Raw genomic sequence first — 10639 nt, 5'->3', positions numbered from 1 at the left:
TTGTGGAGCAATTCCACGTGGCACACATTTCAACTGGAGATATGTTCCGTGCTGCTATGGCAAATCAAACTGAAATGGGTGTACTTGCAAAGTCATACATCGACAAAGGTGAGTTGGTTCCAGATGAAGTTACAAATGGAATCGTTAAAGAACGCCTTTCACAGGACGACATCAAGGAAACAGGTTTCTTGTTGGATGGTTACCCACGTACTATTGAACAAGCCCATGCCTTGGATAAAACATTGGCGGAACTCGGTATCGAACTAGAAGGTGTGATCAATATCGAAGTGAACCCAGATTGTCTCTTGGAACGTTTGAGTGGCCGTATCATCCATCGCGAAACAGGTGAAACCTTCCACAAAGTTTTCAACCCACCAGTTGACTATAAGGAAGAAGATTATTACCAACGTGAAGATGACAAACCGGAGACAGTGAAGCGTCGTTTGGATGTGAATATTGCACAAGGTGAACCAATCATTGCTCACTACCGTGCCAAAGGTTTGGTCCACGATATCGAAGGAAATCAAGATATCAATGATGTGTTCAAAGACATCGAAAAAGTATTGACAAATTTGAAATAAAGCGTTTTTCACACTTGCAAAAAATCGCTACAAATGTTATACTGAGATAGTCTGACTTATAATTGTTGTCTCTGTTTTCAGAGGCATCGAATCGAAATTTATGGAGGTGCTTTTGCGTGGCAAAAGACGATGTGATTGAAGTTGAAGGCAAAGTAGTCGATACAATGCCTAACGCAATGTTTACGGTTGAACTTGAAAATGGACATCAGATTTTAGCAACAGTTTCTGGTAAAATTCGTAAAAACTATATTCGTATTTTAGCGGGAGATCGTGTTACTGTCGAGATGAGTCCATATGACTTGACACGTGGACGTATCACTTACCGCTTTAAATAATCGAAAAACTTGGAGGGATAAGAAATGAAAGTAAGACCATCGGTCAAACCAATTTGCGAATACTGTAAAGTAATTCGTCGTAATGGTCGTGTTATGGTAATTTGCCCAGCAAATCCAAAACACAAACAACGTCAAGGATAAGATAGAAAGGAGAAAACATGGCTCGTATTGCTGGAGTTGACATTCCAAATGACAAACGCGTAGTAATCTCATTGACTTACGTTTATGGTATCGGACTTGCAACATCTAAGAAAATTTTGGCTGCTGCTGGAATCTCAGAAGATGTTCGTGTACGTGACCTTACATCAGATCAAGAAGATGCTATCCGTCGTGAAGTGGATGCAATCAAAGTTGAAGGTGACCTTCGTCGTGAAGTAAACTTGAACATCAAACGTTTGATGGAAATCGGTTCTTACCGTGGTATTCGTCACCGTCGTGGACTTCCTGTCCGTGGACAAAACACTAAAAACAACGCTCGCACTCGTAAAGGTAAAGCTGTTGCGATTGCTGGTAAGAAAAAATAATATAGGAGGTAAAAGTCTTGGCTAAACCAACACGTAAACGTCGTGTGAAAAAGAATATCGAATCTGGTATTGCTCATATTCACGCTACATTTAATAACACTATTGTTATGATTACTGATGTGCATGGTAATGCAATTGCTTGGTCATCAGCTGGTGCTCTTGGTTTCAAAGGTTCTCGTAAATCTACACCATTCGCTGCTCAAATGGCTTCTGAAGCTGCTGCTAAATCTGCACAAGAACACGGTCTTAAATCAGTTGAAGTTACTGTAAAAGGTCCAGGTTCTGGTCGTGAGTCAGCTATTCGTGCGCTTGCTGCCGCTGGTCTTGAAGTAACAGCAATTCGTGATGTGACTCCAGTGCCACACAATGGTGCTCGTCCTCCAAAACGTCGCCGTGTATAATCATCGCATTACACTGCTTTTCGTTTAAGAGGGAGTAACTAAATGATTGAGTTTGAAAAACCAAATATAACAAAAATTGATGAAAATAAAGATTATGGCAAGTTTGTAATCGAACCACTTGAACGTGGCTACGGTACAACTCTTGGTAACTCTCTTCGTCGTGTACTACTAGCTTCTCTACCAGGAGCAGCAGTGACATCTATCAACATTGAAGGTGTCTTGCATGAGTTTGACACAGTCCCAGGTGTTCGTGAAGACGTGATGCAAATCATTCTGAACATTAAAGGGATTGCAGTGAAATCATACGTTGAAGACGAAAAAATCATTGAACTTGACGTTGAAGGTCCTGCTGAAATTACAGCTGGAGACATTTTGACTGATAGTGATATTGAGATTGTAAATCCAGATCATTATCTCTTTACAATCGGTGAAGGTTCTTCTCTAAAAGCGACAATGACTGTTAACAGTGGTCGTGGATATGTACCTGCTGATGAAAACAAAAAAGATAATGCACCAGTTGGAACACTTGCTGTAGATTCTATTTATACACCAGTTACAAAAGTCAACTATCAAGTAGAGCCTGCTCGTGTAGGTAGCAATGATGGATTTGACAAATTAACCCTTGAAATCTTGACTAATGGAACAATTATTCCAGAAGATGCTTTAGGGCTTTCAGCGCGTATCTTGACAGAACATCTTGATTTGTTTACAAATCTTACTGAGATTGCTAAGTCAACTGAAGTGATGAAAGAAGCTGATACTGAATCTGACGATCGTATTTTGGATCGTACGATTGAGGAACTGGACTTGTCTGTGCGTTCATACAACTGTTTGAAACGTGCCGGTATCAATACTGTGCATGATTTGACAGAAAAATCTGAAGCAGAGATGATGAAGGTACGAAATCTTGGACGCAAGAGTTTGGAAGAAGTGAAACTCAAACTCATTGACTTGGGTCTTGGATTAAAAGATAAATAAAGGAGGAATACATGGCTTACCGTAAACTAGGACGCACTAGCTCACAACGTAAAGCAATGCTTCGCGATTTGACAACTGACCTTTTGATCAACGAATCAATCGTGACAACTGAAGCTCGTGCTAAAGAAATCCGTAAAACTGTTGAAAAAATGATTACTCTAGGTAAACGTGGTGATTTGCATGCACGTCGTCAAGCAGCTGCTTTCGTACGTAATGAAATCGCATCTGAAAACTATGATGAAGCAACTGATAAGTACACTTCTACTACAGCACTTCAAAAATTGTTCTCAGAAATCGCACCTCGTTATGCTGAACGTAACGGTGGATACACTCGTATCCTTAAAACTGAACCACGTCGTGGTGATGCTGCGCCAATGGCGATCATCGAATTAGTATAAAATCATCAATTTTGTTGAGTGTTATGATGATGGAGTCTTGTGCTCTTAGTCTAGCTCTGGTCTACCGCTGGGACTTATGTCCTAGCGGGAACACTCATCATCATTTGATAGGGTAGACGCTTGTTTACGAAATTGTTTTTTTCTTAAGAACAACTTCGTAAGCAGGCGTTTTTTAGTATTTTCTATGGAAATATGCTATACTAGGAAAAAAGAAAATCAAAAACGTTCAGGTTTTCTAAAAATCGTAGAAATGGGGTATAAGGATGAAGGCTATTATTACAGTGGTTGGTAAGGACAAGGCTGGGATCGTTGCAGGCGTGTCTACTAAGATTGCAGAGTTGGGTTTGAATATTGACGATATTTCTCAGACGGTGTTGGATGAATACTTTACTATGATGGCGGTCGTTTCTAGTGACGAAAAACAGGATTTCACTTATCTTCGAAATGAGTTTGAAACTTTCGGTCAGACCTTGAATGTCAAAATAAATATTCAAAGTGCGGCGATTTTTGACGCTATGTATAATATCTAGGAGGTGGCTATGGATATTAGACAAGTTACAGAAACCATTGCCATGATCGAGGAGCAGAACTTCGATATCAGAACCATCACCATGGGGATTTCCCTTTTGGATTGTATTGATCCAGATATTGAACGTGCTGCTGAAAAGATTTACCAAAAAATCACCACTAAAGCTGCAAATTTAGTGGCTGTAGGAGACGAAATTGCTGCAGAACTTGGGATTCCTATTGTTAATAAACGAGTATCGGTGACTCCGATTTCTTTAATTGGTGCAGCGACTGATGCGACGGACTATCTTGTTTTGGCAAAGGCTCTTGACAAGGCTGCCAAGGAGATCGGTGTTGATTTTATTGGTGGATTCTCTGCCTTGGTACAAAAGGGTTATCAAAAAGGTGATGAAATTCTCATCAATTCTATCCCGCGCGCTCTAGCTGAGACAGACAAGGTTTGTTCGTCTGTTAACATTGGCTCGACCAAGTCAGGTATCAACATGACTGCGGTCGCTGATATGGGGCGTATCATCAAGGAAACAGCTGCGCTATCAGATATGGGTGCGGCCAAGTTGGTCGTATTTGCTAATGCTGTTGAGGACAATCCTTTTATGGCAGGGGCTTTCCATGGTGTTGGGGAAGCAGATGTTATCATCAATGTTGGTGTTTCAGGTCCTGGTGTTGTCAAACGCGCCTTGGAGAAAGTTCGTGGTCAGAGTTTTGATGTTGTAGCTGAGACGGTCAAGAAAACAGCCTTTAAGATTACTCGTATTGGTCAGCTAGTCGGTCAAATGGCCAGCGAGAGACTGGGTGTTGACTTTGGGATTGTAGACCTAAGCTTGGCACCAACTCCTGCAGTTGGCGATTCTGTGGCTCGTGTCCTTGAGGAAATGGGCCTAGAAACAGTTGGTACGCATGGGACGACGGCTGCCCTCGCTCTTTTGAATGACCAAGTTAAGAAGGGCGGAGTGATGGCTTGTAACCAAGTCGGTGGCTTGTCAGGTGCTTTTATCCCCGTTTCTGAAGATGAGGGGATGATTGGTGCGGTACAAGATGGCTCTCTGAATTTAGAGAAACTAGAAGCCATGACGGCTATCTGTTCTGTTGGGCTGGATATGATTGCCATTCCGGAAGATACGCCTGCTGAAACCATTGCAGCTATGATTGCGGATGAGGCGGCAATTGGTGTCATTAACATGAAAACAACGGCCGTCCGTATTATTCCAAAGGGCAAAGAAGGCGATATGATTGAGTTTGGAGGCTTGCTAGGGACAGCTCCAGTTATGAAGGTCAACGGGGCTTCGTCTGTTGATTTCATCTCTCGCGGTGGGCAAATCCCAGCTCCAATCCATAGTTTTAAAAATTAATAAAAAAGCGAGAGGATTTAAGTTGAGTTTAAGGATGACTGTGTATACTATAATCATTAAATAAAGACCTCCTAACTTTATTTAATAGAAATCCTAAACTTTTTCATAATAATCTCCTAGGGAAGCTACCATGAGGGTAGCTTTTCTTTTGGATAATTTACAAATGTTGGCTTTGCTTTTGAAAGCCGAATATTTCTTTGATCCATGATATAATAGAAGAAAATGGAGGATAGAAAATGTCTAAAGTAAGATTGTATTTGGTCCGTCATGGGAAAACGATGTTTAACACCATTGGACGTGCTCAAGGATGGAGTGATACACCTCTGACTGCAGAAGGTGAGTTGGGAATCCATGAACTGGGAATTGGCTTGAGAGAGTCTGGCTTGCAGTTTGACCGCGCTTATTCCAGTGATTCAGGTCGCACTATTCAAACCATGGGAATTATCCTAGAAGAACTTGGACTACAGGGGAAAATCCCTTACCGCATGGACAAGCGCATCAGAGAGTGGTGCTTTGGTAGTTTTGATGGGGCCTATGATGGGGACCTCTTTATGGGATTGATTCCGAGAATTTTCAATGTAGACCATGTTCATCAGTTGTCCTATGCAGAACTAGCAGAAGGTTTGGTAGAGGTTGATACTGCAGGCTGGGCAGAAGGCTGGGAAAAACTCAGTGGTCGAATCAAAGAAGGTTTTGAAACGATTGCCAAAGAAATGGAAGAACAAGGTGGGGGCAATGCTCTCGTCGTCAGCCATGGAATGACCATTGGGACTATTGTGTATCTGATCAATGGTATGCATCCACATGGTCTAGATAATGGTAGCGTGACGATTCTTGAATATGAGGACGGTCAGTTTAGCGTAGAAGTTGTTGGTGACCGTAGCTATCGAGAGCTCGGACGTGAGAAGATGGAAGAAATAAAAAATTGATAGAAGTTAGCTCCGATTAGGAGCTAATTTTTTTCCTGTTAAATAAGGTGGATTTGCGACTCAGTATTTCTTGTTATCCAAGTCTAAAAGAACATTTCTCGTCTTTCAAATTCCCCCAAAAATGGTATAATAGTAACATCATAAAATTGGAGAAATAGCATGAGTTTTTACAATCATAAAGAAATTGAGCCTAAGTGGCAGGGCTACTGGGCGAAACATCATACATTTAAGACAGGAACAGATGTCTCAAAACCGAAGTTCTATGCTCTGGACATGTTCCCATATCCTTCAGGAGCTGGATTGCACGTAGGACACCCAGAAGGTTACACAGCAACCGATATCCTCAGCCGTTACAAACGTGCGCAAGGATACAACGTTCTTCACCCAATGGGATGGGATGCCTTTGGTTTGCCAGCTGAGCAGTACGCTATGGACACAGGAAATGACCCGGCAGAATTCACAGCAGAAAATATTGCCAACTTCAAACGCCAAATTAATGCGCTTGGCTTCTCTTACGACTGGGACCGTGAAGTCAACACAACAGATCCAAACTACTACAAGTGGACGCAGTGGATCTTCACCAAGCTTTATGAAAAAGGCTTGGCCTATGAAGCTGAAGTACCAGTAAACTGGGTTGAGGAACTAGGAACAGCCATTGCCAATGAAGAAGTGCTTCCTGATGGAACTTCTGAGCGTGGGGGCTATCCTGTTGTCCGCAAACCGATGCGGCAATGGATGCTCAAAATCACGGCCTATGCAGAGCGCTTGCTTAATGACTTGGATGAGTTGGATTGGCCAGAGTCTATCAAGGAAATGCAACGTAACTGGATTGGGAAATCAACTGGTGCTAATGTCACTTTTAAAGTGAAAGGGACTGACAAGGAATTTACCGTCTTTACTACTCGTCCTGATACGCTTTTCGGTGCGACCTTCACAGTCTTGGCTCCTGAGCATGACTTGGTAGATGCCATCACAAGTCCAGAGCAAGCTGATGCAGTTGCAGACTACAAACACCAAGCTAGTCTCAAGTCTGACTTGGCTCGTACAGACCTTGCCAAGGAAAAAACAGGGGTTTGGACGGGCGCTTATGCCATCAACCCTGTCAATGGCAAGGAAATTCCAATCTGGATTGCCGACTATGTTCTTGCTAGCTATGGAACAGGTGCTGTCATGGCCGTGCCTGCCCATGACCAACGTGACTGGGAATTTGCCAAACAATTTGACCTTCCAATCGTAGAAGTGTTTGAAGGTGGAAACGTTGAAGAAGCTGCTTACACAGAAGATGGTCTTCATGTCAATTCAGACTTCCTAGATGGCCTTAACAAAGAAGACGCTATTGCTAAAATTGTGGCTTGGTTGGAAGAAAAAGGTTGTGGTCAAGAGAAGGTTACCTACCGTCTCCGCGACTGGCTCTTTAGCCGTCAACGTTATTGGGGTGAACCAATCCCAATCATTCATTGGGAAGATGGGACTTCAACAGCAGTTCCTGAAAATGAATTGCCACTTGTCTTGCCAGTAACCAAGGACATCCGCCCTTCAGGTACAGGGGAAAGTCCACTAGCTAACTTGACCGACTGGCTTGAAGTGACTCGTGAAGATGGCGTCAAAGGTCGTCGCGAAACCAATACGATGCCACAGTGGGCTGGTTCAAGCTGGTACTACCTCCGTTATATTGATCCACATAACACTGAGAAATTGGCTGATGAGGACCTTCTCAAACAATGGTTGCCAGTAGATATCTACGTGGGTGGTGCAGAGCATGCTGTTCTTCACTTGCTCTACGCTCGTTTCTGGCATAAATTCCTCTATGACTTAGGTGTTGTTCCGACTAAGGAACCATTCCAAAAACTCTTTAACCAAGGAATGATTTTGGGAACAAGCTACCGTGACCACCGTGGGGCTCTTGTGGCAACTGATAAGGTTGAAAAACGTGACGGTTCCTTCTTCCATGTGGAAACAGGAGAAGAGTTAGAGCAAGCGCCAGCCAAGATGTCTAAATCCCTCAAGAACGTTGTTAACCCAGACGATGTGGTGGAACAATATGGTGCAGATACCCTTCGCGTCTATGAAATGTTCATGGGACCACTTGATGCTTCAATTGCTTGGTCTGAAGAAGGTTTGGAAGGAAGCCGTAAATTCCTCGACCGTGTTTACCGTTTGATTACAAGTAAAGAAATCGCTGCGGAAAACAATGGTGCTCTTGACAAGATCTACAATGAAACAGTCAAAGCCGTCACTGAGCAAATCGAGTCCATGAAGTTCAATACAGCCATTGCCCAACTCATGGTCTTTGTCAACGCGGCTAACAAGGAAGACAAGCTCTATGTGGACTATGCCAAAGGATTTATCCAATTGATCGCCCCATTTGCGCCTCACTTGGCAGAAGAGCTCTGGCAAACAGTCGCAGCAACTAGCGAATCAATCTCTTATGTAGCTTGGCCAACTTGGGACGAAAGCAAATTGGTTGAAGACGAAATCGAAATCGTCGTCCAAATCAAAGGAAAAGTTCGTGCCAAACTCATGGTCGCTAAAGACCTGTCACGCGAAGAATTGCAAGAAATCGCTCTGGCTGATGAAAAAGTTAAAGCAGAAATTGACGGTAAGGAAATTGTCAAGGTGATTGCGGTACCTAACAAACTCGTTAATATCGTCGTGGAATAATATAGGAATCCTTCAGAGTAGAATCTGGAGGATTTTTTGAATCTTCTTATGAAAGTATGATATACTATGGGCAACTATAAAGTTTGAAAAGTAAAACAAGGAGAAAACGATGCCAGTCAATGAATATGGTCAGATAATTGGTGAGTCAATGGAAGGTTATACACCAGGTGAATTGCCTTCCATTGATTTCTTAGAAGGGCGCTATGCTCGGATAGAGGCTCTTTCGGTGGAAAAGCATGCTGAGGATTTGCTAGCTGTTTATGGTCCAAATACACCTCGGGAGATGTGGACCTACCTCTTTCAGGAACCAGTAGCAGATATGGAGGAACTGGTTACCGTCTTAAATCAGATGTTGGCCCGTAAGGACCGTTTTTACTACGTGATTATAGATAAGGCAACTGGTAAGGCTTTGGGAACTTTTTCTCTCATGCGCATTGACCAGAATAACCGAGTAATAGAAGTGGGTGCCGTCACTTTTTCTCCAGAACTCAGGGGAACACGTATAGGGACAGAGGCTCAATATCTCCTAGCTCGCTATGTTTTTGAGGAGCTTAACTATCGTCGCTATGAGTGGAAATGCGATGCTCTAAATCTGCCATCAAGACGAGCTGCGGAGCGTTTGGGCTTTGTTTATGAAGGAACCTTCCGCAAGGCAGTTGTTTATAAGGGGCGCACGAGGGATACGGATTGGTTGTCTATGATTGATAAGGACTGACCTCAAGTCAAAGCTCGTTTAGAAACATGGTTGGCTCCTGAAAATTTTGATAAAAATGGACGGCAGTACAAGAGCTTGAGAGAACTTTAAGAGGTGTTGACATGATCACTATTAAAAAGCAAGAAATTGTCAAGTTAGAGGATGTTTTGCATCTCTATCAGGCTGTCGGTTGGACAAATTATACACATCAACCTCAGATGTTGGAGAAGGCCTTATCTAACTCATTAGCAATTTATCTGGCACTTGATGGCGATGCCGTGGTGGGCTTGGTCCGTTTGGTCGGAGATGGTTTTTCATCAATTTTTGTCCAGGATTTGATCGTTTTGCCTAGCTATCAGCGCCAAGGGATTGGTAGCGACTTGATGAAAGAGGCTTTAGGTGATTACAAAGATGCCTATCAAGTCCAACTAGTGACCGAACAGACAGAAAAAACTTTGGGATTCTATCGTTCTCTGGGATTTGAAGCCTTATCTACTTATGATTGTACAGGAATGATTTGGGTGGATCGAAAAAGATAAAAAAATATTTTTTCTTAAGTAAAGTTTAAGTCTCCTCGTGTATTATATAGTTATTAAATAAAGACCTCCTAATACTCTTCGAAAATCTCATCAACCTTCGTTAGAGTCGACTTAGCTAACTATAGTTATGCTTGCGCCTATCTGCCTAGTCTGATTTCGATTTTCATTGAGTACCCTTTATTTAATGAAATCCCAAACTTTTCTTTTTCATCATAATCTCCTAAAGAAGTCACCCAATCAGGTGGCTTTTTTATGACTTGGGGAGGAAAAATCCATTTGAAAAAAATTTTTTAAAAAATGATAAATCAAAGAAAAAGTTAAGTTAGTTTTAAGATTCATCTTGTATTATATAACCATTAAATAAAGACCTCCTAACTTTATTTAATGAAATCCTAAACTTTTCTTTTTCATAATAATCTCCCTAAAGAGGCCACCCAATCAGGTGGCTTTTTTGTTTGTGGCTTGGATTTTTGATATAATAGAGCCATGAGTAGAATTTTAGATAATGAAATCATGGGGGATGAGGAGTTGGTAGAACGTACACTCCGTCCTCAGTTTTTACGTGAATATATTGGGCAGGACAAGGTCAAGGACCAGCTGCAAATCTTTATCGAGGCTGCCAAAATGCGGGATGAGGCACTGGACCATGTTCTTTTATTTGGTCCTCCAGGTCTCGGGAAAACAACCATGGCCTTTGTTATTGCCAATGAACTGGGAGTCAA

At 42.3% G+C, this 10639-nt stretch carries 13 protein-coding genes and 1 pseudogene; all 14 read left to right on the top strand.

The genetic code is table 11. The features are described from left to right. The first annotated feature begins 2 nt into the window (after positions 1-2). The gene (locus GMD4S_RS05860) at positions 3-581 is read left to right on the top strand and encodes an adenylate kinase (RefSeq protein ID WP_008289286.1); all 579 of its coding nucleotides are present in this window, start codon (positions 3-5) and stop codon (positions 579-581) included. Between the two features lie 116 nt (positions 582-697). Next, positions 698-916, top strand: a complete 219-nt coding sequence (gene infA, locus GMD4S_RS05855) for a translation initiation factor IF-1 (protein WP_001029883.1) — start codon at positions 698-700, stop codon at positions 914-916. 24 nt (positions 917-940) lie between these two features. After that, entirely contained in the window at positions 941-1057 is a 117-nt protein-coding gene (rpmJ, locus tag GMD4S_RS05850; RefSeq protein WP_001808836.1) for a 50S ribosomal protein L36, read from the top strand. 17 nt (positions 1058-1074) lie between these two features. Beyond that, positions 1075-1440, top strand: a complete 366-nt coding sequence (gene rpsM, locus GMD4S_RS05845) for a 30S ribosomal protein S13 (protein ID WP_000090781.1) — start codon at positions 1075-1077, stop codon at positions 1438-1440. Positions 1441-1457: 17 nt separating this feature from the next. Continuing rightward, positions 1458-1841: a 30S ribosomal protein S11 gene (gene rpsK, locus GMD4S_RS05840; RefSeq protein ID WP_001118385.1), complete on the top strand. Its 384-nt coding sequence runs from the start codon at positions 1458-1460 to the stop codon at positions 1839-1841. 42 nt (positions 1842-1883) lie between these two features. Continuing rightward, a complete protein-coding gene (locus GMD4S_RS05835) occupies positions 1884-2819 on the top strand; it encodes a DNA-directed RNA polymerase subunit alpha (RefSeq protein ID WP_000568993.1) in 936 nt (311 codons plus the stop codon). A gap of 11 nt (positions 2820-2830) precedes the next feature. After that, positions 2831-3217, top strand: coding sequence for a 50S ribosomal protein L17 (rplQ, locus tag GMD4S_RS05830; protein ID WP_000331493.1), 387 nt, complete (start codon positions 2831-2833; stop codon positions 3215-3217). Positions 3218-3480: 263 nt separating this feature from the next. After that, positions 3481-3747: an ACT domain-containing protein gene (locus GMD4S_RS05825; RefSeq protein WP_000644111.1), complete on the top strand. Its 267-nt coding sequence runs from the start codon at positions 3481-3483 to the stop codon at positions 3745-3747. A 9-nt stretch (positions 3748-3756) separates the two neighbouring features. Next, positions 3757-5094, top strand: a complete 1338-nt coding sequence (locus GMD4S_RS05820) for a PFL family protein (protein ID WP_000354871.1) — start codon at positions 3757-3759, stop codon at positions 5092-5094. A 236-nt stretch (positions 5095-5330) separates the two neighbouring features. Beyond that, entirely contained in the window at positions 5331-6023 is a 693-nt protein-coding gene (locus tag GMD4S_RS05815) for a histidine phosphatase family protein (RefSeq protein WP_000049285.1), read from the top strand. Positions 6024-6182: 159 nt separating this feature from the next. Further along, positions 6183-8684: a leucine--tRNA ligase gene (gene leuS, locus GMD4S_RS05810; protein WP_000011800.1), complete on the top strand. Its 2502-nt coding sequence runs from the start codon at positions 6183-6185 to the stop codon at positions 8682-8684. A 109-nt stretch (positions 8685-8793) separates the two neighbouring features. Beyond that, a pseudogene (locus GMD4S_RS05805) lies at positions 8794-9489 on the top strand (GNAT family N-acetyltransferase). An 11-nt stretch (positions 9490-9500) separates the two neighbouring features. After that, complete coding sequence (locus tag GMD4S_RS05800) at positions 9501-9917, top strand: GNAT family N-acetyltransferase (RefSeq protein ID WP_000628402.1); 417 nt, start codon at positions 9501-9503, stop codon at positions 9915-9917. Between the two features lie 486 nt (positions 9918-10403). After that, a partial coding sequence (locus GMD4S_RS05795) for an AAA family ATPase (protein ID WP_000086798.1) occupies positions 10404-10639 on the top strand: 236 nt, incomplete at its 3' end.

It is taken from the genome of Streptococcus sp. GMD4S (assembly GCF_000296955.1).
The sequence above is the reverse complement of the archived record's forward strand: the minus strand, read 5'-3'. Positions and strand labels throughout refer to the sequence as shown.

Excerpts from the sequence above, each read along its gene's own strand:
- rpmJ (WP_001808836.1), top strand. The coding sequence starts at position 941 with ATGAAAGTAAGACCATCGGTCAAACCAATTTGCGAATACTGTAAAGTA.
- GMD4S_RS05800 (WP_000628402.1), top strand. The coding sequence starts at position 9,501 with ATGATCACTATTAAAAAGCAAGAAATTGTCAAGTTAGAGGATGTTTTG.
- leuS (WP_000011800.1), top strand. The coding sequence starts at position 6,183 with ATGAGTTTTTACAATCATAAAGAAATTGAGCCTAAGTGGCAGGGCTAC.
- GMD4S_RS05835 (WP_000568993.1), top strand. The coding sequence starts at position 1,884 with ATGATTGAGTTTGAAAAACCAAATATAACAAAAATTGATGAAAATAAA.
- GMD4S_RS05815 (WP_000049285.1), top strand. The coding sequence starts at position 5,331 with ATGTCTAAAGTAAGATTGTATTTGGTCCGTCATGGGAAAACGATGTTT.
- GMD4S_RS05820 (WP_000354871.1), top strand. The coding sequence starts at position 3,757 with ATGGATATTAGACAAGTTACAGAAACCATTGCCATGATCGAGGAGCAG.
- rpsM (WP_000090781.1), top strand. The coding sequence starts at position 1,075 with ATGGCTCGTATTGCTGGAGTTGACATTCCAAATGACAAACGCGTAGTA.
- rplQ (WP_000331493.1), top strand. The coding sequence starts at position 2,831 with ATGGCTTACCGTAAACTAGGACGCACTAGCTCACAACGTAAAGCAATG.
- GMD4S_RS05825 (WP_000644111.1), top strand. The coding sequence starts at position 3,481 with ATGAAGGCTATTATTACAGTGGTTGGTAAGGACAAGGCTGGGATCGTT.